The sequence below is a fragment of the Fundidesulfovibrio sp. genome (assembly GCF_058402725.1).
In genome coordinates this window covers 14,874-35,914 of sequence record NZ_JBZVFJ010000002.1, presented here as the reverse complement: position 1 = coordinate 35,914, position 21,041 = coordinate 14,874, and the positions used below count along the sequence as shown (strand labels likewise).

The 21,041-nt window shown below is 67.0% G+C and carries 24 protein-coding genes; 6 read left to right on the top strand and 18 right to left on the bottom strand.

The genetic code is table 11. The features are described 5' to 3' along the window. Positions 1-98: 98 nt before the first annotated feature. The 17 genes from feoB to ACV4UX_RS00530 form a co-directional block, all read right to left on the bottom strand. A complete protein-coding gene (gene feoB / locus ACV4UX_RS00610; RefSeq protein WP_491591402.1) occupies positions 99-2,456 on the bottom strand; it encodes a ferrous iron transport protein B in 2,358 nt (785 codons plus the stop codon). Next, positions 2,453-2,677, bottom strand: coding sequence for a FeoA family protein (locus tag ACV4UX_RS00605; RefSeq protein ID WP_491591401.1), 225 nt, complete (start codon positions 2,675-2,677; stop codon positions 2,453-2,455). Before ACV4UX_RS00605 ends, feoB begins: the two co-directional genes overlap by 4 nt. A 78-nt stretch (positions 2,678-2,755) precedes the next feature. Next, entirely contained in the window at positions 2,756-2,986 is a 231-nt protein-coding gene (locus ACV4UX_RS00600) for a FeoB-associated Cys-rich membrane protein (protein ID WP_491591400.1), read from the bottom strand. A gap of 10 nt (positions 2,987-2,996) precedes the next feature. After that, positions 2,997-3,263, bottom strand: coding sequence for a FeoA family protein (locus ACV4UX_RS00595; protein WP_491591399.1), 267 nt, complete (start codon positions 3,261-3,263; stop codon positions 2,997-2,999). 132 nt (positions 3,264-3,395) lie between these two features. Continuing rightward, positions 3,396-3,791 (bottom strand): response regulator, encoded by a 396-nt coding sequence (locus ACV4UX_RS00590; protein WP_491591398.1) that lies wholly within the window; start codon positions 3,789-3,791, stop codon positions 3,396-3,398. A 37-nt stretch (positions 3,792-3,828) separates the two neighbouring features. After that, positions 3,829-4,641: an amidohydrolase family protein gene (locus ACV4UX_RS00585; protein ID WP_491591397.1), complete on the bottom strand. Its 813-nt coding sequence runs from the start codon at positions 4,639-4,641 to the stop codon at positions 3,829-3,831. Further along, on the bottom strand, positions 4,638-5,096 hold the full coding sequence (locus tag ACV4UX_RS00580) for an acyl-CoA thioesterase (protein ID WP_491591396.1): 459 nt from the start codon (positions 5,094-5,096) through the stop codon (positions 4,638-4,640). Before ACV4UX_RS00580 ends, ACV4UX_RS00585 begins: the two co-directional genes overlap by 4 nt. Beyond that, complete coding sequence (gene apgM / locus ACV4UX_RS00575) at positions 5,063-6,271, bottom strand: 2,3-bisphosphoglycerate-independent phosphoglycerate mutase (protein ID WP_491591395.1); 1,209 nt, start codon at positions 6,269-6,271, stop codon at positions 5,063-5,065. The genes ACV4UX_RS00580 and apgM overlap by 34 nt, the downstream gene beginning before the upstream one ends. A 92-nt stretch (positions 6,272-6,363) precedes the next feature. Continuing rightward, positions 6,364-7,251: a universal stress protein gene (locus ACV4UX_RS00570; protein ID WP_491591394.1), complete on the bottom strand. Its 888-nt coding sequence runs from the start codon at positions 7,249-7,251 to the stop codon at positions 6,364-6,366. 31 nt (positions 7,252-7,282) lie between these two features. Continuing rightward, positions 7,283-7,471, bottom strand: a complete 189-nt coding sequence (locus tag ACV4UX_RS00565) for a ferredoxin (RefSeq protein WP_491591393.1) — start codon at positions 7,469-7,471, stop codon at positions 7,283-7,285. A gap of 95 nt (positions 7,472-7,566) precedes the next feature. After that, a complete protein-coding gene (locus tag ACV4UX_RS00560; protein ID WP_491591392.1) occupies positions 7,567-7,734 on the bottom strand; it encodes a flagellar biosynthesis anti-sigma factor FlgM in 168 nt (55 codons plus the stop codon). 130 nt (positions 7,735-7,864) lie between these two features. After that, complete coding sequence (locus tag ACV4UX_RS00555) at positions 7,865-9,805, bottom strand: ATP-binding protein (RefSeq protein WP_491591391.1); 1,941 nt, start codon at positions 9,803-9,805, stop codon at positions 7,865-7,867. Continuing rightward, the gene (locus ACV4UX_RS00550) at positions 9,805-10,239 is read right to left on the bottom strand and encodes an MOSC domain-containing protein (protein ID WP_491591390.1); all 435 of its coding nucleotides are present in this window, start codon (positions 10,237-10,239) and stop codon (positions 9,805-9,807) included. Before ACV4UX_RS00550 ends, ACV4UX_RS00555 begins: the two co-directional genes overlap by 1 nt. A 32-nt stretch (positions 10,240-10,271) precedes the next feature. Beyond that, the gene (locus ACV4UX_RS00545; protein WP_491591389.1) at positions 10,272-10,685 is read right to left on the bottom strand and encodes a hypothetical protein; all 414 of its coding nucleotides are present in this window, start codon (positions 10,683-10,685) and stop codon (positions 10,272-10,274) included. 161 nt (positions 10,686-10,846) lie between these two features. Further along, positions 10,847-11,806: a patatin-like phospholipase family protein gene (locus ACV4UX_RS00540; RefSeq protein ID WP_491591388.1), complete on the bottom strand. Its 960-nt coding sequence runs from the start codon at positions 11,804-11,806 to the stop codon at positions 10,847-10,849. Further along, positions 11,799-12,143: an STAS domain-containing protein gene (locus ACV4UX_RS00535; RefSeq protein ID WP_491591387.1), complete on the bottom strand. Its 345-nt coding sequence runs from the start codon at positions 12,141-12,143 to the stop codon at positions 11,799-11,801. The genes ACV4UX_RS00540 and ACV4UX_RS00535 overlap by 8 nt, the downstream gene beginning before the upstream one ends. A gap of 259 nt (positions 12,144-12,402) precedes the next feature. Further along, positions 12,403-12,798 carry a Ros/MucR family transcriptional regulator gene (locus ACV4UX_RS00530; protein ID WP_491591386.1) on the bottom strand — a complete coding sequence of 132 codons (396 nt, stop codon included), beginning with the start codon at positions 12,796-12,798 and terminating at the stop codon, positions 12,403-12,405. A gap of 346 nt (positions 12,799-13,144) precedes the next feature. Between ACV4UX_RS00530 and ACV4UX_RS00525 the strand changes: the two genes are divergently transcribed. The 6 genes from ACV4UX_RS00525 to leuS all read left to right on the top strand — a co-directional run bounded on the left by ACV4UX_RS00525 (position 13,145) and on the right by leuS (position 19,315). Then, a complete protein-coding gene (locus ACV4UX_RS00525; protein WP_491591385.1) occupies positions 13,145-13,792 on the top strand; it encodes a riboflavin synthase in 648 nt (215 codons plus the stop codon). Between the two features lie 105 nt (positions 13,793-13,897). Beyond that, positions 13,898-15,115 (top strand): bifunctional 3,4-dihydroxy-2-butanone-4-phosphate synthase/GTP cyclohydrolase II, encoded by a 1,218-nt coding sequence (locus ACV4UX_RS00520; protein ID WP_491591384.1) that lies wholly within the window; start codon positions 13,898-13,900, stop codon positions 15,113-15,115. A 10-nt stretch (positions 15,116-15,125) separates the two neighbouring features. Then, complete coding sequence (ribH, locus tag ACV4UX_RS00515) at positions 15,126-15,596, top strand: 6,7-dimethyl-8-ribityllumazine synthase (RefSeq protein WP_491591383.1); 471 nt, start codon at positions 15,126-15,128, stop codon at positions 15,594-15,596. Then, positions 15,596-16,057, top strand: coding sequence for a transcription antitermination factor NusB (gene nusB, locus ACV4UX_RS00510; RefSeq protein ID WP_491591382.1), 462 nt, complete (start codon positions 15,596-15,598; stop codon positions 16,055-16,057). The genes ribH and nusB overlap by 1 nt, the downstream gene beginning before the upstream one ends. 10 nt (positions 16,058-16,067) lie before the next feature. Next, the gene (locus ACV4UX_RS00505) at positions 16,068-16,397 is read left to right on the top strand and encodes a hypothetical protein (protein ID WP_491591381.1); all 330 of its coding nucleotides are present in this window, start codon (positions 16,068-16,070) and stop codon (positions 16,395-16,397) included. A 428-nt stretch (positions 16,398-16,825) separates the two neighbouring features. Continuing rightward, positions 16,826-19,315 (top strand): leucine--tRNA ligase, encoded by a 2,490-nt coding sequence (leuS, locus tag ACV4UX_RS00500; protein WP_491591380.1) that lies wholly within the window; start codon positions 16,826-16,828, stop codon positions 19,313-19,315. A gap of 332 nt (positions 19,316-19,647) precedes the next feature. On the opposite strand, the gene ACV4UX_RS00495 is transcribed toward leuS, so the two are convergent. Further along, entirely contained in the window at positions 19,648-20,898 is a 1,251-nt protein-coding gene (locus ACV4UX_RS00495) for a sulfotransferase family protein (protein ID WP_491591379.1), read from the bottom strand. Between the last annotated feature and the right edge of the window lie 143 nt (positions 20,899-21,041).

The window sequence follows — 21,041 nt, the reverse complement described above, 5'->3', positions numbered from 1 at the left end:
TTTCGGGGAAATTCGCGGGGCCGAACTGCCCGAAACCGCCGGACCGCCCGGCCTTGCGGCCGGACGGTCCGGGGAGGGATCGGCGCGAGGGTGCGCCTTTAAGGGAACAGGAGCGTGCCGACCTGGAAGATGGCCACGGCCAGCACGAAGGCGAAGACGGTGTTGAAGGTCATGGAGAACACGGCCCACTTCCAGGAGCCCGTTTCCTTGCCGATGGCCACCACGGTGGGGAAGCAGGGCGAGTAGAGCAGGATGAACACCATGAGCGCGAGGCCGGCGGCCAGGGGGATGCCCGCCTGGGCGAGCTTCTCGGCCAGGGGGTCGGCCTCCTCGGCCTCCACGGCGCCCAGGGAATACGCCGTGCCCAGGGTGGACACGATGATCTCCTTGGCCGCAAACCCGCCCACCAGGGCGATGTTGGTGCGCCAGTCGAACCCGGCCCAGCGGCTCACGGGCTCCAGGGCCAGGCCCAGGCGTCCGGCCAGGGAGGACTCCAGTGTCGCGGCGGCCTGTTCCTTCTCGATGTCCTCCAGCTGAGCCTGTAGGGCTTCCAGCCCGCCTTCGGCCTTGGGGGCCTCTTCGCCCTCGGCCTTGGGGGCCTCGGCGCTCTGCATTCCGGCCTTGTCCGCTTCGCCGGGCTTGGCCTCGGCGGCCTCCTTGGCTTCGGGCTGGGCGGCCTCGGCGGCCTCCAGGGCGGCGACGCGCTCGGAGATCTCGGCCTTGCGGGCCTCGAAGGCGGCCTCCTTGTCCTCGGGCAGGCCGGGGAAGGTCATGGCGGCCCAGACCACCACGGAGACGGCCAGGATCACGGTGCCGGCCTTCTTGATGTACTGCCAGGTGCGCTCCCAGGTGTGGATTGCCAGGCCGCGCAGGGTGGGCAGGCGGTAGGGAGGCAGCTCCATGACGAAGGGGGTGGACTCGCCGCGCACCACCGTGGAGCGCAGCATCCAGGAGACGCACAGGGCCATGGCCCAGCCCAGCATGGTCATGCCGAACATGGCCTGGGCGGCGTGGTCGGGGAAGAACACGCCCGCCAGCAGGATGAACACCGGGAGCTTGGCTCCGCAGGTCATGAAGGGCGCGGTGAGGATGGTGGCGATGCGCTCCTTGGGGCTGCGCAGGGTGCGGCTGGCCATGACGCCCGGCAGGGCGCAGCCGCCCGCGATGCCGCCCGAGATGATGAAGGGCATCACCGAACAGCCGTGCAGGCCGAAGATGCGGAACACCCGGTCGAGCATGTAGGCGATGCGCGCCATGTAGCCCGAGTCCTCCAGGAAGGCGATGAGCAGGAAGATGATCATCACCAGGGGCACGAAGCCCATCACGCCGCCCACGCCCGCGATCACGCCGTCCACCAGGAGCGAGCGGAGCATGCCCTCGGGCAGGGCCGCGCTCACGGTTTCGCCCAGCAGGCCGAATCCGGCCTCCAGCCAGTCCATGGGGACCTGCCCCACCGTGAAGGTGAGCTGGTAGATCAGGTAGATCACCCCGAACATCAGGACAGGACCCAGCACCTTGTGCGTGAGCAGAAGGTCGATGCGGTCGGAAAGCTCCACGCGGTCACCCAGGTCGTCGCGCTTGAGCACGCCCTTGAGCACCGAGGCGATGTAGCCGTAGCGATAGTCGGCCACCACGGCCTCGGGATAGGTGCCCAGGGTGGCGCGCAGATGGGTGGCCACCTGCTGCACGCGGGCTTCGAGCCACGCGGCCAGTTCGGGGTCGGCGGCGCGGCCCAGATCCATGATCTGGGAGTCGTTCTCGATGTATTTCAGGGCGATCCAGCGCGCGGGATAGCGTTCCTTGAGGAAGGACTTGGCCAGGATGCGCGCGGTCATCTCGGTGATGGCGGGGTCCAGGTCCGGCCCGTAGGAGATTTCGAGCGGCTTCCATTGTCCCTTGGCCTCGCGGGCGGCCTTGGCGGCGGCAAGCGACAGCTCCTGCACGCCCTCGCCGGTGCGGGCCACCAGTTCCGTGACCGGGCAGCCCAGGATGGAGGAGAGGCGCTTCACGTCCACGTGCACGCCGTTGCGCCGGGCCTCGTCCATCATGTTCAGGCCCAGCACCAGGGGGATGCCCAGTTCCATGAACTGCACGGTGAGGTAGAGGTTGCGCTCCAGAGCGCCTGCGTTCACCACGTCCACCACGGCGGAGGGACGCTCTTCCACCAGGAAGTCGCGGGCCACCAGTTCCTCGGCGGAGTAGGCCGTGAGGGAGTAGGCCCCGGGCAGGTCCACCACTTCGAGCACGGTGTCGCCCGCGCGCACGCGGCCCACCTTCTTCTCCACGGTGATGCCGGGATAGTTGCCCACATGGGCGCGTGCGCCCGTGAGGGCGTTGAACAGCGTGGATTTGCCAGCGTTGGGGTTGCCGGCCAGGGCAACGGTGTGCAGGCGCAGGCCCTGATCGTGAAGGGGGGCGGCGCTCTCGGCGGCCGCGCGGTGCTGGGTCTGGCTCATGCCTGGTCTCCGTTCCTCTTGGCGACGAACAGGTAGTCCGCCTCGTTGTTGCGCAGCGAAAGGGTGAAGCCTTTCAGGCGCAGGGCCACGGGATCGTTCAGGGGCGCGCGTCCCACGATCTCCACCTCCGCCCCGGGCACGAGGCCCATGTCGCGGATGCGTCTGCCCAGTTCTCCCTCCGCGGAGATGCGCGCGATGCACGCCTTCTCGCCGACGGCCATTTGCCGGATGGAACGGTGCTCTTTCATAAGCTTAAAGACCTTGAGAGTCAGTCTCAATTGGAGGGTTTTAAAAAAAGGTCAGCTGCCGCGTGAACAACCGCAAGCGCCGCCGCAACCGCTCCCGCCTGACCCGGATCCACCCGGAGTCGCGCCGGACTTGGGCATGGGCCCCAGTTCCTGGCAGCAGCCCCCGCCCGAGGAGGAACCGGAGCAACCGCATCCCCCCCGCGTCCTGCCGCGCAGAAAACGGCGCGCCAGGTACGCCCCTGCCAGGGCCACCAGCGCTGCGACGATGATTTTTTCCAGCATGACGGCTCCTTTATGCCTCGCGAATGTGGGAAACCATGACCCGCCCGGCCATTTCGGCCCCGAGGCAGAACTCTCCGCCGCGCACGCGGATGCGGCAGCAATCGCCGTCGCCGCAGACGCGGGCCTCCACTCCCGGCGTGATGCCCAGGGCGCACAGGCGGCCTCTGCAGAGGGGGTCCCCGTGGAGGTCTTCGATACGGACGACGCTGCCTTCAGGACAATCCTTCAGGGAAACCATGGCAGTCCTTGCTTGGTTCGAGTGGAGGCGGTGGTGCATGGCCAAGTGATAGTGCAAATGAGAGTCGATGTCAATGGAGGGGGGCGAAAAGGCTTGCGCCGCCTGTCCGCGGCGTCCTGCGGGTTTGCCCGGGGAGCGCCCGGCGTTGAGCCGGAGGCGTGCGGTGTCGTATCAGGCCAGGCCCAGTTCGGCCATGCGCGCGCGCAGTTCGGCCATGCGCACCGGCTTGACCAAGTAGCCCGTGGCCAGCCCCTTGAAGAAGGCGTCGCAGACGTTGCGCTGGTCGTCGTGCGCGGTGATCACCAGGGCGGGAACTTCCCGGCCGGGGGGCACGCCCAGGTCCTTTTCCAGGGCGCGGATGGCCTTGAGGGCCTGCTGTCCGTCCATGACGGGCATCTCCAGGTCCAGGAGCACCAGATCGTAGGGTTCGCCTTCCTTCCGGGCAAGCTCGAAGGCAGCGACGGCCTCCTGGCCGTTGACGGCCACGTCGGTCTGGCAGAGGTCGCGCAGGGAGCGCTGCATGAGCAGGCGATGGGTGATTTCGTCTTCCACGAGCAGTACGCGCACGGCATTCCTCCGTCGGTCGGACAGGATAGATTCCTCTCTAAGATGCCGGGGCCTGCTTGTCAAAAGGGCGGAAGAGCGACTCCCCGGCGCCGAGAAGGAGTTCCAGGCGGGCGTCGGGAAGCCTGAGGCGCGCCTGGAGCGCGGCGATTTCCTCGCCCGGGTCGAAAAGGGGGTAGTCGGAGCCGAAGAGCACGCGTTCCGGCGGGTGGCGGTCCAGGATGGCCTTGAGGAGGGCGTCGTCGATGAAGGGCAGGGTGGAGGAGGTGTCCACGTAGACCTCGCTGCCCGCCAGGTGCTCCAGGGCCTCGGCCCAGTGCAGGTAGCCCCCCAGGTGGGCGGCGATGACGGTCAGGCCCGGGAAGTCGCGGTGGATGGCGGCGAGCTTGGCCGGGCAGGAGGGGTTCTTGTGGGGCGGCAGGCGGTCGCCCACGTGGAACATGGCCGTGAAGCGGCCGCGCATGGCCTCCAGGATGGGGCGCAGGGCCGGGTCGTCCAGGCGGAAGCCCTGGAAATCGGCGTGGATCTTGATGCCCTGGATGCCCGCGCGTTCCAGGCGGTCCAGCTCGTCCTCGTAGTCGGGGAAGCCCGGGTGCATGGTGCCGAAGGGGATCAGGCGGGGCATGGTCCGGGCCATTTCGATGGCCCAGTTGTTGGCCGGGATCACCTGGGCGGGGGCCGTGGCCGCCGCGTGCACGGCGGCGCGGTCCAGGCCGGCGCGGTCCAGGCGCTCCAGGAGGTCGCCCGCCTCGCCCGCGCCCACGGGGCGGATGCCGTAGTGGCTTTCGAGCTGGACGAGGACCTTCCCGGCGATCTTGGGATGGAAGGCGTGGGTGTGGATGTCGAGGGTCACCGGGCGCAGAGTTCCTTGAGCCAGGACGGCACGGCCACGGGCTTTCCCGCAGGGTCCGTGCAGGCGTGCTGGGTTTGCCCCAGGCAGAGGAGCCGGGACGTTTCGGGGGGGCCGTACACCTGGTAGGCGAAGGTGACGGAGGCGCGCCCCCAGACGCTGATGCCCGCGCGCACGGCCACCTCCTCGTCGTAGCGGGCCGGGGCCAGGTAGCGCACGGCCATCTCGCGCACGGGCAGCAGAAAGCCCCGGCGCTCCACCTCGGCGTAGGAGAGCCCGCGTTCGCGCAGGAAGAGGCCCCGGGCGCGCTCGAACCAGTGGGGATAGTTGCCGTAGTAGACCACGCCCATGGCGTCGGTCTCGCCGTAGCTCACATGGAGGCGGAAGACCGCCTCGGGCGAGGGGAAGGGCTCGCCGGGGCGGATCACGAGGCCTCCGACGCCCGGGCCAGGGCCCATGCGAGAAGTTCGTGGCCGGGATCGACGCAAAGCCCCCTGGCGGCGGCCTGGGCCTCGCTGAAGCGCTCCGCGCCGTTGGATTTCAACCCGGGGGCGTGCAGCAGGAAGGGCACGGGGTCGTCCACGTGGGTGCGTTTGGCCAGGGGGGTCAGGTGGTCGCAGGTGATGAGGCAAACGGCCTCGGGGAAGGCCCGGGTGAGGGGGGCCACCACGCGGGCGTCGAACCGGGCGATGGCTTCGGCCTTGCAGGCGGCGTCGCCGCCGTGGCCGCACTCGTCGGGGCCTTCCAGGTGCACGAAGACGAAGTCGCCGTGTTCCAGGAAGCGGGCGGCGGCGGCCACCTTGCCTTCGTAGTCGGTGTCGAGCAGGCCCGTGGCCCCGGGCACGTCGAGCACCTCCATGCCCGCCGCGCGGCCCAGGCCCCGGATGAGGTCCACGGCCGAGACCACAGCGCCCTTGAGCCCGAAGGCCGCCTCGAAGGAGGGCAGGGTGAGGGTGCGTCCCTGGCCCCAGGGCCAGACGGCGTTGGCCTTGGTGGCGTTGTCCGGGCCTTCCAGCAGGCGCGCGGCGCAGCGGGTGAGGCTCCAGAGAAGGGGCGAGGCGCCGATGGTCTCCAGGTCCTGGGCGATGGGCTGGCCGGTGATGTCATGGGGCGGGCGCACGGCGAGCCCGGCCTCGGGCGCGTGGGCCGCGCCGCGCTGCACGAGCAGGTGGCGGTACTGCACGCCCGGGTGCAGGGCGAAGGGGCTGTAGGCGTCGGAGCAGCGGGCGCACTCCCGGTCCAGGCTGCGCACCAGGGGCACGGCGTCGGCCGTGGCGATGTGCCCGGCGGAGTAGTCGAGCATGGTCCCGGAGGCGTCGAAGCGCGAGACGCTCACCAGGTTGAGCCGCCAGACAAGGTCGTCGGGGGCCAGCTCCAGGCCCTGGGCGGCGGCCTCGATTGGGCCGCGTCCGGTGTGGTGCCGGGCCGGGTCGAAGCCCAGCAGGGCCATGTTGGCCACGTCGGAGCCCGGGGGCATGCCGGGGGGGATGGTGCGGGCCGTTCCCGCGACGCCTGCGGCGGCCAGGGCGTCCATCACCGGGGTTTCGGCGGCCTCCAGGGCCGTGCCGCCGTCGATCTCGCCGGGCCAGCCGCCCATGCCGTCCGCCACCAGGAAAAGGACTTTGCGTTTCATTGCGGGTGCTCCCGGCGGCAGGAGTGGCCGTTTTCCCGGGAAATGTCAAAACCCTGGCCGCGCCGGGAGGGCGATCCCCCCGGCGCGGCGGTCTATTTGGAGATCCAGAGGGCGGCCCCTTCGAGCTTGCGCAGGAGCGTCAGGCTCGTGGAGCCGAAGATGTTGGAGAGGGTGTCGGGCTTGTCGGCGGAGCGGCCCACGGCCACGGCGGCGTACTCGCCGCGTTCGGCCTCCTTGAGGATAAGCCCGGCCGCGTCCTTGGAGGATTTGACCAGGTAGTCGATGCGCTCCTCGCTGATGCCGTTTTGCAGGAGCACCTCGCCGGTGCGGGCCATGATCTGCTCCACGCGTTCGCCCTCGGGCAGTCCCAGGGCGCGGTTGTGGAAGATGGTCACGGAGTGTTCGGGTTCGTCGCGCAGGATGAAGCCCACGTGGTCGGCCACGCGCAGGGCCTGCTCGGAGCCGTCGGCGCACAGGAGCACGTTGCGGCGGTGGCGCGCCGGGTTGCGGCAGACCCACAGGGGGAAGGTGATGGACTCCCAGAGCAGGCGGTGGGTGATGGAATCGTCGAAGATTTCGTCGAACCAGGAAAGGCCGCGTCGGCCCAGGACCACGGCGTCGTAGAGGCCGCGTTCTGCCTCGGCGGCGATGTCCTTGACCGTGCCCAGCTTGGCCGGGGCGCTCTTGAGCTCCACCCGGTCGGCGGGAAAGCCCATGTCCAGAAGCCAGTCCCTGGCGGCGGCCAGCGCCGGTGGCGGCTGGCGGCAGCTCTGCCCGAATCCCGGGTCCTGCCCGGGCTGGCAGTAGGGGGAGAGGCTCTCCTGGAATTCGCGTCCGGGGGCTGGCCTGGGCGAGACGTAGAAGAGGGTGAGCCGCGCCAGATCGGTGCGGGCGAAGAAGCTGAAGACGAAACGCAGCCCGAAGAGGGCGTTCACGTCTTCGGAAATGGTCACAAGCAGGTGTTTTTCGAGAGGCTGCATGGCGCTCCTTGCGGCGGCCGCGGGGGCGGCGCTAGTCCTGCCAGTGGATGCACTCGGCCGGGCAGGTGTCCATGGCCTCCTGGATGCATTCTTCCGCGCCGGTGGCGCTTTCGAGCTCCTGGGCCTTGCCGTCGTCGTTCATCTCGAAGGCGGCGGGGCAGATCTGCACGCAGGATTCGCAGGAGATGCATTCGTCCTGGTCGACATGGGGTCTGGGCATGGCGTTCCTCTCGTGTTGGAAGCGGATGGTTGGCGCAATGTTCCAGAACTAAAGCGGATGGGGGCGGGAAAGTCAAGCCGGGGAGGCGCGAGGCGTCAGGGAGCGGTCTTGAGCATGTTGTAGAGGATCTCGCGGCCGTCCACGCGGTAGCGTCCCATCTGCACGAGGCGCTTGATTTCGGCTACGCGCGCTGCCCGGTCCTCGGGGCTTTCCGAGGGGAGGTCCTGCCGCTGGCCGGCGTTTGTGGGGTCCTTGAGTTCCATGGCGTCACCTGTTGTTGAGCACGCAAACCCTATCGGCCCTCCGGCCGGGGGCTTTAGTGCCTCACGGGGGGGAACCGGAGGGGGGCGGCGCAACCCCTTGCCTTGGTATGGAAACTTTTTTCGGGCCTTCTCAGACCACGCTGGGGGGGGGCGGAGGAGGGGGGGCGATCGGCAGCTTGAGGACAAACGCGGCCCCCTGGCCCGGGGCGGAAGCCACTTCCAGGCTGCCGCCGTGGTTCTGTGCGATGATGAAATAGCTCACGGAGAGTCCCAGGCCCGTGCCCTCTCCCAGGGGCTTGGTGGTGAAGAAAGGCTCGAAGACTCTCCGACGCACGGATTCCTCCATGCCGGGGCCGTTGTCGCGGATGGTGACCACGGCCATGCCGTTCTCGCGGCAGGTGGCGATGTGCAGCGCGGGGACGGCGGGTGCGTCTGCCCGGTCGCACATGGCTTGGGCGGCGTTCTGGAGGATGTTGAGCACCACCTGCTCCACTTCCTGGGGGGAGCAGGGCACGGGGGGGAGTGCGGGGTCGTAGTCCCGCGTGATGCGGATGCGCCGGAAGTCGAAGTTCTTTTTCATGTTGTAGTCGTTCTGGGCCAGCTCCAGGGCCGAGTCCAGGATCTGCGCGAGGTGTTGGGGCTCGTGGCGCGGCTGGCCCCGGCGGGCGAACTTGAGCATGTTGCGCACGATGCGCGCGGCGCGTTCGCCCGAGGTGCGCAGGGCCTCCAGGAGCATGGGGGCCTGTCGCGCCTGGAGATAGCGCTCCAGGGCCTCCAGTGTGATGCCCGCCTCGCGCGCGGCGCGTTCGTTGGCGGCAAGACCGCTGCCGAGGCGGCGCTCCAGGGTCTGGGCGTTCTGGAGCATGCCCGCCAGGGGATTGTTGATCTCGTGGGCCATGCCCGCCGCCAGGCTGCCCAGGGAGGCCATCTTCTCGGACTGGACCAGGAACTCCTCCATGCGCGCCAGTTCCGTCACGTCGTCCAGGCGCAGCACCGCCCCGCGTCCGGCCTCGCCAAGGAGGGGGTAGACCGAGAGGTCCACGAAGAGGGGCTGGCCGTCCCTCTCCAGGCGCAGCCGCCTGCACGTGAGGGGCGCGCCCTGGACGACGGCCTCGCGCAGCTCCTGCTCAAGGCCGACGAGGCCCGGCAGCACCTCCGTCAGGGGGCGGGAGAAGGCCTGGGGCGGGTCCACCCCCGCGAAGGCGGCGGCCGTGGCGTTGCAGTGGGTGACGCCCAGATCCTGGGAGAGGCCCACGATCATGGAGGGCATGGAATCCAGGATGTTGCGCAGGGCGGCGCGGGTGGCGCGCAGTTGGGTCTCGGCTTCCTGGCGCAGGCGAACCTCCTGGCGCAGGTGCTCGTTGGCCTGTCTCAGTTCGGCCACCGAAGCGGAGAGCCCCGCGCGCATGGACTCCATGGCCCCGGCCAGGCGGTCCAGCTCGTCCGGGCCGGAGGGACCGGGCGGCGGCCGATCCAGGACCAGGGGCTTGTCCAGGCCGCTCAGGGTGAGCCCGGCTGCGTGTTCGGCCATGCGCCGGAGGTGCCGGGCCACGAGGGAGTAGAAAAGAAACAGAAGGGCGCCGGCCAGGAGCATGGTCCGGGTGGTCTCCAGGGCCGCCGCGCGCAGGGCGTCGGACTCGATGCGCTCTCGCCCGGCGTCGAGGCCCAGCACCAGGCGCAGCTGGCCCACGTCGCGGGCGACGCCCCGGAACTCGTAGCGCAGGGGGTAGACGCGCTCCAGGCGTTCGCGGCTTTCCTCGCGCCCGGCGGCGGCCAGCACCGCGCCTTCGCTTGTGACCTCGGCCAGTTCCACGTCGGGGAGGCGGCGCAGGCCGCCGAGCTGCATGCGCAGGGATTGCTGGTCCATGTGCCAGATGGCGTTGGAGAGGGTGTCCAGGTTCACCTGGCCCACCTGGACCAGAAGGGCCTCCTTTTCGGCCAGGAAGTCCTTCCCGCTGGACCACAGGCCCAGACCCGAGAGCACTGCGGCCACGGAGAGCGAAAAGAGGAACACCCACTTTGCCAGGCGCCAGGAGAGGCCCTGGAAGATCGAGGCGTGCCCGCCGGGCATCAGGAGTCGATGCGCCGCACGCCGTCTCCGGGGCGCACGGGCCCTCCCTGGAGCACGCGGGCGAAAAGCCCCTGGCGGGGCATGATGCAATCGCCCACGATGCGGCGGATCTCGCAGCCTTGATGGCACTCCTTGCCGATCTGGGTGATCTCCAGCACGGCGTCGGGCCCCACGCCGAGGCGGTCGCCCAGGGCCAGGCCCAGGGCGTTGAGCCCCTCCACGGCGAGGTTTTCGGCGAAGGAGCCGGGTCCGATGGTGGGCAGCAGCAGGCGCATGCCCTCCATGCTGCCGAAGTCCAGCAGGCTCACCTGACGGTGGCTCCCGGCGTGGGCGTCCCCGGCCACGCCGTGGTCCGCCACCAGTTCCACGGATTCAACGGGGGCCTTCTTGGCCCCCTTTCTGTCGCTCACGCTGACGGCCCTGACGACGGCCATGCGCGCCTCCGCTGGGTTCTGTGTTGGGTGCGCTAGTCCAGCTTTTCCATGGGATAGTGCTGGTCGCGGCCCGGCCAGATCATGAACACCTTGCCGTTCTTGGCGTAGAAGACCACGCCGTCGACGCCGGAGGTCATGCTGGAGCCGTCGATGGAGAAGCTGGCCCAGCCCTTGAAGGAGTTTTTCTTTTGGGAGTCGTAATAGTAGTAGACGGCGTACTTGTCGCCCTTCTTCACCAGATAGTACTGGAAGAGCCAGGGCCTCTCCAGGTTGCCAGGCTGGGGCCTGCGCCAGTGGCCCATGAGAGCGGGGTCTGGCGGGGCGGACACGGTGGCGTACTGGGAGGGAGTGCCGGCCACGTCCTCCGGGGCAATGGAGCGGATGCCCGTGCAGGACGTGACGAGGAACAGCGCGGTCAGGACGATCCAGAACAGTTTCAATCGCATGGGAGCCTCCGTGGTTTCGGGCGCTTGCGCCCGGTTGCCATCCCTCACCGGGAGAGGTTAGCCGGATTGTCCGGCCGTGTCATCCGAGGTTTTCCCGCCCGCCCCACCCCCGCCCGCACCGGGTCTTCGCGGATGCCGTCGCCGGAGCGGGCCGCGCCCCGTCAGTCCCCGGGGGTGCTGCTTGGGCGCGCGGAGGGCGGGTCAGGCTCCTGGAGCAGGGGCCCGGCGGCGGTGCGGCCGAAGCGTTTGGCCGCCACGGCGTCGAGTATGGACCCGCGCATACGCTCCAGCGCCTGTGCGCCCGCCTCGAGGATGGACGAAAAATCATCCCCGGCCTCCAGCCCCGCGCGCTTGCGCGGCCTGGCCATCACCACCACCAATTCCTCGCCGGAGCATTGCAGCGTCTGGAACGTCTGGGCGCGCAGCATGGACTTGCGGAACGAGCGGATCACGTTGAGGTAGGATTCGCCGAGACCGGCGGGCAGCGACGCGAAATCGTCCTGCGCGTAGACGGCCACCACCACGTCCATGCCCCGGCGCACGGCCTCCAGGGTGGGCAGGGGCTGGGTGTAGGAGCCGTCGGCCAGCCACTGTTCGCCGCGCACCAGGGGCGGCGTGAGGGGAAAGGGGTTGCCCGCGGCGTAGACGGCCTCGGCCAGGGAACCCTGGTCCAGGGCCACGGACTCGCCGGTGCGCACGTCGGTGGCGGTGAGCACGGTCCTTGTGGAGAGGTTCTCCAGGCGGAGGCCCCGGAAGACGCGGCCGTACACGCCGCGCAGGCGCGCGGAGTCGGCCAGGCCTGTCTCGGCGTTCACGCGGGGCGCCTGGCCCTGATTGAGGAAGAGGGCCGCCGCCGGATCGAGCTCGGTGAAGAGGCGCTTGTCGCCCATGGCCCGGAAGGCCTCCTCCACCTGGGCCAGGTCGAACCCGGCCCCGGCCAGGGCGGCGATGAAGGCTCCGCCGCCCGCGCCCACCAGCAGGTCCGGCCCCAGGCCCTGCTCGCGCAGGAACTGGAACACCGGGATGGCCGCGAAGGCGCGCAAGCCCTCGGAGCCCATCACCAGGCCCACGCGGGGGCGTCCGGCGTGCGCGGCCGGGGCGGGAGGCGGCCGGTCAGCCACGGCGGGCCGCCCGGAAGGCCGCCTGGGGGCTCTCCGCCACGGTGAACACCTGGAAGAGGCCCGAGATGTCGAAGAGGTCGCGCACAAGGCCTCCCAGGCCGCAGAAGACCAGGGACACGCCCTGGGCGCGGGCCTTCTGGCCCAGGGAGATCAGGGCGCGCAGCCCCTCGCTGGAGAGGTAGTCCAGCTGCGACAGGTCCAGGACGAGGCAGGAGGTCCCGGCCGCGTCGAGCAGGCCCGGGGAGCGGGCCTCGAAGGAGGCCACGCCGTCATGATCGAGCCTGCCGGAGAGCGAGGCCAGGAGCCCCTGGTCCAGGGTCTGGAGGGAGAAGTCCATGAGTCATGCTAGATTGCGGGGGCTCCCGGGTCAAGGACTCTCGTCGGCGAACGACCGTGCGGCGAGGCCCCGGTGCGGGGTCGCGCTGCATGCGCAATGCCCGCGTGCTGCCGCCCGGCGCGGCATCCGGAAGGGACGGCGGGCGGGGGCGTCGCGCGCACGGTCCGCGCGCCTCCGGGCTCACAAAACAACACCGCCCCCGAGGCCTCTGGCCTGGGGGCGGTGCTGTGGGTGATGGAAGCTGCCCGGTGGTGCGGGCTTATTTCGCCTTCTTGCGCTTTTCCCAGAGCTTCATGTCCTTCATCTTGGTGCGGCGCTCGCGCTGGAGGGACTTGCTCACCAGGGGCGTGCCCTTCTTGTAGCCGTACTTGGCCCTGTATTCGTCGGCGGTGACGCCGTGGGTGGCCAGGTGCTTCTTGGTGAGGATCTTGAAGGTCTTTCCGCACTCCAGGCAGGTGACGGACTTTTCCTTGATGGCCTTCTTCGGGTCGGTGGCGGGGCCGGAGCCCTCCTCCGCAACGGGAGCGCCTTCGCTGATGCCGCGGATGCCCTCCGCGACCTTCTTGACCATGGAGGTGATTTCCTCTTCGGTCATGTTGCGAACGCTTGCTTGAGCCTTGACGATTTCCAATGCTTCCTTGAGATAGTCGTCCATGTGGTTCTCCTGAAAAACGCGGGTGGTGTCCCGACGCGATACACGAACGCGCCGCGCCGTGTAAATATCGGCCACGTACTTTTTCTCCTTTAGGTTGAAAAAAGGGGACTGTTGCGCACTGTATCGAGCACGTCCATGAAGCTCTTTCCCGGCGATGCGGCAAACATCTTGACGCTGCGTTTCTAGAAACCGGGACCCGGTCGCGGACCGCGCCTGCCGCGCAGTCCCGGGCCGTGACGATGCCCGCGCGATGCGTTGCCGACGCTGCGCGATGCGTCGCGCCGTACGTTTTGACAAAGCGTCCCGGAGGGTGCACTAGAAGGCCATCGAGGATCGGGAGGACGCCATGTTCACGGGTCTGGTGCAGGGTACGGGAAAGATCACGGCGCTCACGCGCCGGGGCGCGCAGATGCGCCTCGGGGTGCGCGCGGACTTCGACCTGCCCCGGATCGTGCTGGGCGAATCCATCGCGGTCAACGGCGTGTGCCTCACCGTGGAGGAGGCCGCGCCCAACGCCTTCTTCGCCTACGCCTCGGCAGAGACCATGGAGAAGACCAACCTGGGCGAGCTGGCCATGGGCTCGCTGGTGAACCTGGAGCGCGCCCTGGCCCTGGGCGACCGCCTGGGCGGCCACCTGGTGAGCGGGCACGTGGACTGCCTGGCCCGTGTGGAGTCCTCCGCCCCCGCCGGGGAGAGCGTGCGCTACACGCTTTCGTTCCCCGAGCGCTTCGGCGTGTTCGTGGTGGAGAAAGGCTCGGTCTGCCTGGACGGCGTGAGCCTCACCGTGAACGCCTGCGGGCAGGACTGGCTCAGCGTGAACGTCATCCCCGCCACCCAGGCCGAGACCACCATCGACGGCTGGTGCGCCGGTCGCGCCGTGAACATGGAGTGCGACCTCATCGGCAAATACGTGGCCCGCATGCTCGAACCCTTCGCCGCCAGGTCCAAACCCTCCGCCATCACAGAGGAATTCCTGAGAAATCACGGATTCTGAACCGGCCGTTCCTCCTCCTTGCGGGCGCTTGCCCTTTTTCGGGTTCCGCACTACTGATTCGCGTTCAGGCGATCGCGCCCGCGACCGCTTCAGGAGGACCGTCCCATGCCCCTTTGCACCACCGAGGAAGCCATCGAGGAGATCCGCCAGGGCAAAATGATCATCCTGGTGGACGACGAAGACCGCGAGAACGAGGGCGACCTGACCATCGCCGCCGAGAAGGTCACCCCCGAAATCATCAATTTCATGGCCGTGCACGGACGCGGGCTCATCTGCCTGCCCATGTCGCCGGAGTGGACCGACAAGCTCAAGCTGCCGCTCATGACCGACCAGAACCAGTCCCAGTTCGGGACCGGGTTCACGGTGTCCATCGAGGCGCGCGTGGGCGTCACCACCGGCATCTCGGCCTACGACCGCGCCACCACCATCCTCACGGCCGTGGCCGACGGCGTGAAGGCCGAGGACGTGGTCTCCCCGGGCCACATCTTCCCCCTGCGCGCCCGCTCGGGCGGCGTGCTGGAGCGCGCCGGCCAGACCGAAGGCAGCGTGGACCTCTCGCGCCTGGCGGGCCTCAAGCCCTGCGCCGTGATCTGCGAGATCATGCGCGACGACGGCAACATGGCCCGCATGCCGGACCTGGTGGAGTTCGCCAAGAAGCACGGCCTCAAGATCGCCTCCATCGCCGACCTCATCCGCTACCGCATGCGCTTCGGCCACCTGGCCGTGAGCAAGGTCGCGGAGGCCGCCCTGCCCACCTGCTACGGCGAGGGCTTCCGCGTCATCGCCTTCGAGACCAGCGGGCCCACCCCCAAGACCCATCTGGCCATCGTCAAGGGCGAAATCGTCCCCGGCGAGCCCATCCTGGTGCGCGTGCACTCCGAGTGCCTCACCGGCGACGTGCTGGGCAGCCTGCGCTGCGACTGCGGCGGGCAGCTCCAGCAGGCCCTGCGCGCCATCGACCGCGAGGGCAAGGGCGTGGCCCTCTACATGCGCCAGGAAGGGCGCGGCATCGGCCTGGCCAACAAGATCAAGGCCTACGCCCTCCAGGACCAGGGCCTGGACACCGTGGAGGCCAACCGCAAGCTGGGCTTCAAGGCCGACCTGCGCGACTACGGCATCGGCGCGCAGATGCTGGTGGCCCTGGGCGTCACCAAGATGCGCCTGCTCACCAACAACCCCAAGAAGATCGTGGGGCTCGAAGGCTACGGCCTGGAAGTGGTGGAGCGCGTGCCCATCGAGATGAACGCCTGCGTGGAAAACTTCGACTACCTGCTCACCAAGAAAGAGAAGATGGGCCACATGCTCAACCTGGAGACCAAGTAAGGAACCCGCCATGACCCAGATCCGCACCATCGAAGGCCAGATGACGGCCAAGGGCCTCAAGTTCGCCATCCTGGCCTCGCGCTTCAACGACACCATCGTGGACCGCCTGGTGGGCGGCGCGGTGGACTACCTCGCCCGCCACGGGGCCGAACGCGAGGACATCACCCTCGTGCGCGTGCCCGGGGCCTTCGAGATGCCCCTGGCCGCCAAGAAGCTTTGCGCCTCGGGCAAGTACGCCGCCGTGGTCTGTCTGGGCGCGGTGATCAGGGGCCACACCCCCCACTTCGACTTCGTGGCCGGCGAGTGCACCAAGGGCCTGGCCATGGTCAGCCTGGAGACCGGCGTGCCCGTTGGCTTCGGCCTTTTGACCACCGACAACCTGGAGCAGGCCATCGAGCGCGCCGGAACCAAGGCCGGCAACAAGGGCGTGGAAGCCGCTTCCGCCGCCCTGGAGCTGGTGCGGGTCCTGGAGCAGCTCTAGTGTCGGGCCCCCGCACGCCCAGGCGCCGCGCCCGCCGCCGCGCCTTCCAGATCCTCTACGGCTTCGACTTCGAGCCCCCCGTCAGCGACAGGGGGCTCCTCAAGGCCGTGCAGAACGCCCCCGAGGACCCCGGGCTCCCCGAAGAGCCCGGCGACGGCTACGCCCAGGAACTGGTCAAGGGCGCGTGGAACGCCCGGGAGGAGCTGGACAAGCTCATCTCCAGGCACGCCCAGAACTGGAAGATCGCCCGCATCGCCAAGGTGGAGCTGACCATCCTGCGCCTGGGCGTCTACGAGATGCTCCACGTGGAGGACATCCCCCTGCGCGTGGCCCTCAACGAGGCCGTGGAGCTGGCCAAGGAGTTCGGCGACGAGAACTCGCCCGGTTTCGTCAACGGCGTGCTCGACGCCGTGGCCAAGGCCGTGGACCAGGGGAAGGCGGGAGCAGAGAAGAAACTGTAGGAGAGATCTTATGGCCAAGAAGTCAGTGTTCCTCTCGTATGACTTTGAATTCGGAGGAGATGTCGAATCGCTTTACGAATGGCTGGACGAGAAAGGCGCGAGGGAGTGCGTGAATGGCCTGGCTTTTTTTTCTTACGAATTCAGTGGCAACCTGCTTGACAGCCTCAGGAAAGATATCTCCAAGGCAGTGAAACTTTCCAAGAAAGATCGGCTGTATGTCGTGTTCAAAGAGTCGAGCTCGGGCAAGATGAAAGGTGATTTCCTGTTCGGGGCCAGAAAGAAGGCCCCGTGGGCGGGTTATGCAGTTGAGAGCAAAGAATATGAAGATGTTGATGCATGAAGAGGGCGTTGGTAGACTCATGCTTTTGGATAGGGCTGTGCGACTCGGGTGACGAGTGGCACAGCACTTCTCTGGATGTGTTCAGTGAGTTGGTGGAGGAGGGTTTCGAGATAATTGCCCCTTGGCCAACGCTGTACGAATTTCTGGGGACAAAGAATTTAAAGCCATATTACCTGGACAAACTGAAGAAATATATAGTCGATGGCAGGGTTGTGAAATTTGATGACTCCCCATTCAGGGAGAGAGCGCTCAGGGCATTGTTTGATGGTGGTGCAAGGAAAAGCCTGGTCGATTGGATAATATGCAGCATAATAGATGTGCACCACAGCGACTTCTCGTTTTTGGTGACTTACAATCCTAAAGATTTTCTGGACGTCTGTAAGAAGCGTTCTTTTGCCATAAAGCCAGAAAGGCCGGGTAATTTCTCTATGACAAAGTACGATCCTCTCGCCATCGAATCCAAGTGGCAGTCCCGCTGGACGCAGGGCCGCCACTTCCATGTGGAGGCCGATCCCTCCAAACCCCGCTACTACGTGCTGGAGATGTTCCCCTATCCCTCGGGGCGCATCCACATGGGGCATGTGCGCGTCTACACCATCGGCGACGTGGTGGCGCGCATCAAGCGCATGCAGGGGCTCAACGTGCTCCACCCCATGGGCTGGGACGCCTTCGGCCTGCCCGCCGAGAACGCGGCCATCAAGCGTAAGCTCCACCCCGCCAAGTGGACCTACGAGAACATCGACAACATGCGCGCCCAGCTCCAGAAGATGGGCTACTCCCTGGACTGGGAGCGCGAGCTGGCCACCTGCGACGCCGAATACTACCGCTGGGAGCAGCTGTTCTTCCTCAAGTTCTACGAAAAGGGCCTGGTCTACCGCAAGAACTCGCCCCAGAACTGGTGCCCGGACTGCCACACCGTGCTGGCCAACGAGCAGGTGGAGGACGGCAAGTGCTGGCGCTGCGACTCCGAGGTGGAACAGAAAGACCTCGAACAGTGGTTTCTGCGCATCACCGCCTACGCCGACGAGCTGCTGGCCGACCTGGAGACCCTCTCGGGCGGCTGGCCCGAGCGCGTGCTCACCATGCAGCGCAACTGGATCGGCAAGTCCGTGGGCTGCGAGATCGACTTTCCCCTGGAAGAGGGCGAGGGCGCGGTGCGCGTCTTCACCACCCGCCAGGACACCCTCTGGGGCGCGACCTTCATGTCCCTGGCCGCCGAGCACCCCCTGGCCGAACGCCTCATCCAGGGCAAGCCCCAGGAGGACGAAGCCCGCGCCTTCATCGAGAAGATCCGCAACATGGACCGCATCAAGCGCCAGGCCGACGACCTCGAAAAAGAGGGCGTGTTCACGGGCAGCTACTGCGTCAACCCCGTGACGGGTCTGAAAATGCCCATCTACCTGGCCAACTTCGTGCTCATGGGCTACGGCACCGGCGCGGTCATGGCCGTGCCCGCCCACGACCAGCGCGACTTCGAGTTCGCCCAGAAGTACGGCCTGCCCCTTAAGGTGGTCATCGAGCCCAGGGGAGAGACCCTGGACGCGGACGCCCTCACGGCGGCCTACACCGAGCCGGGCCTGCTGCGCGACTCCGGAGACTTCACCGGGAAGGACTCGGGCGACGCCAAGATCGCCATCGCGGACTGGCTGGAAGCCTCCGGCAAGGGAACGCGCGCGGTCAACTACCGCCTGCGGGACTGGAACGTCTCGCGCCAGCGCTACTGGGGCGCGCCCATCCCCATGGTTTACTGCGAGAAGTGCGGCGTGGTCCCGGTCAAGGAGTCCGACCTGCCCGTGCGCCTGCCCCTGGACATCCAGGTGCGCGACGACGGCCGCTCCCCCCTGCCCGACTGCCCCGAATTCGTGAACGCCGTCTGTCCCGCCTGCGGCGGCCCCGCGCGGCGCGAAACCGACACCCTGGACACCTTCTTCGAATCCAGCTGGTACTTCCTGCGCTACTGCTCGCCCAAGGACGACACCGCGCCCTTCGACCCCGAAGCCGTGCGCTACTGGTCCCCCGTGGACCAGTACGTGGGCGGCATCGAGCACGCCATCCTGCACCTGCTCTACTCGCGCTTCTTCGTCAAAGCCCTGCGCGACCTGGGCTACGTCAGCCACGCGGAGCCCTTCGCCAACCTGCTCACCCAGGGCATGGTCATCAAGGACGGGGCCAAGATGAGCAAGTCCAAGGGCAACGTGGTGGACCCCGACGAGATGGTGGCCCGCTACGGCGCGGACACCGTGCGCGTGTTCATGCTCTTCGCCGCCCCCCCGGAGAAGGACCTGGAATGGTCCGATTCGGGCATCGAGGGCGCTGCCCGCTTCCTCTCCAGGCTCTGGCGCCTGGTCACCGAGGAGCTGGCCGGTATCGTGAAGCCCACCGGCCCCTGCCTGGCCCAGGACCCCGAGGCCCTCTCGCCCCTGGCCAAGGAGCTGCGCCGCCGCGAGCACGCCACCGTGGCCAAGGTGGCCAAGGACATCGAGGGCCAGTTCCAGTTCAACACCGCCATCGCGGCCATCATGGAGCTGGTCAACTTCCTCTTCGCCAACGTGGAGGCCCTGCGCGCCGAAGACCCGCGCCCCGTCTCCTCGGCCGTGAACACCCTGCTGGCCGCCCTCTCGCCCATGGCCCCGCACGTGTGCGAGGAGCTCTGGGAGATGATCGGCCACAAGACCCTCCTGGCCGACCAGCCCTGGCCAGCTCACGACCCCGCCGCCCTGGCCACCGACACCGTCACCGTGGTGGTGCAGGTGCTGGGCAAGCTGCGCGGCAAGATCGAAGTGGCCGCCGACGCCGCCGAGGAGGCCGTGAAACAGGCCGCCCTGGCCGAGGAGAACGTGGCCCGCCACATCGCGGGCAAGACCGTGCGCAAGGTGATCTACGTGCCCGGCAAGCTGGTGAACGTGGTGATCGGCTAGCCGGCCGGACCGTTGCCTGAAGGATCAAAAGGCCCCCGCCCGGCATCGCCGGACGGGGGCCTTCGCTTTTCGCGGCGGTAGCGCCCGGGTGACGGTGATAGTCGTCGATGAGGCCTCCGGCGGCCAGGGCTCTGGCCTGCACACGCTACACGCTGCACCCCACCGATGTCCTGCGGGAGCGCGGGACGGGGCTTTGACGCGAGTGACGGCTCCGGCGTCCGGCGAACGAAGCTTGCGCGTCATGACGGGGAGATGGCAGGCTGCCCCGATCAGGTCGAAGCCGACGGGAAGGCGCGCGCAGGTGGTGTAGGGGGAGGTTCAGGCCGATTGATTCAACGCAGCGGGTAGCCGAAGGCTTCCAGGAATTGGTTGAAGTGTTCGTTGCTGAACGCTATCTCCTCATCGGTCATGTCTTTTCGCCATCGCCCGACTGAACTATGGGTGTCTTTTGATGTCTTGTGGTTCGAGAATGTTTCCGTGTTGGATGCGAGGTATTGAAGCGTGGCTTGGTGGTCGCTGTCGCCGTACTCTATGCTGAGGTGGGCATAAAGTTTGTTCAGGGTGCCATGCAAGTCGTTCACCAAATCTTCGTAGCGAACGAGTACGATGTTCGGCGATTGATTATTCTTGGCTTCCATCATCATGTTGACTGCATGAACTCTGCTTGCAAGAACGTCAATGTCTGATTTGCCGTTGAATCCAAAAGAAGACGTGCACCGTTTCTTGTTGAACGATCGTGCCGATACGAAACTGTCCCGCACGTCCCTGATGAGAATGATCTGTCGTGCATCTTCGTAGATATTGAGAACGAGGTTGTTGATTGAAGAAAAGTTTGTTTTCTCGGCAAACATTTTTTGAAATGGCTTGACCTTGTCTTGCGAAGCGGCATCGATGAACTGGTCGACAGCGTTCTTGGTAAAGTTGATGAGTTCGATGGGAAAGCATTCGTCCTGCCATGTGGGAACGAAGTGCATATTGTAAGCTTTGTCGTACGCTCTGTCGACATACGGATTGTAGCCGATGCTCTGCGTACGGTCGGAATCAAAGCCGTCTGGGTGCATAGAGTCGCTGTGGTTGGCCGGGCTGGTGATGACCTTGAGCGCATGCCACAGATAGGTCGCCTGCCGGTATTCAAAGGGGAATTTGCCCGGCACCAGGATGGAGCGGTGCGCATCAAAGATGGACATCAGGAGGCTGGTGCCGCTGCGGCCGATCCCTGAGACCAGGATGGGCGAGTGGCGGCTCCTGATGGTCATCGGCTCGATGTTGTTCAGTGTGCCGCAGATGCTGCACAGCCGTATCCGCTGAACCTCGCCGTCGGTCATGATGTCGACCCAGAGATCTATCCGGAACGACCGGGGAAGCGGGAGCGTGTTGATCCTGATGTGAAAAAAGGGATTGTAGCTGACATGCTCCAACTCGAATTTCGCAAGGATGTCGGGTCTGTGGTCCGTGAATCGCTTGGTGCCGACCGGGATCCCCTGGCAGGTGACGAAAACCCGGACGGGAAAGCCGGATTTCGGGGCGACGACACCCTGGATGGGCAGGGAGGATAGATAGTTGGCGTGGACATCCTTGTCCACGATGCAAAGATGAAGCTTGGTGAAAAGGCTTTCACAGTCTTTGTTAAGTTCGATTTTGAAGGGAGGATTATGTGAAGGTGCCATGGGACGTTCCCTCATAGTGCGTTGACGCGAAGGTAATCCGCTCAGGCGGCGTCATCGAT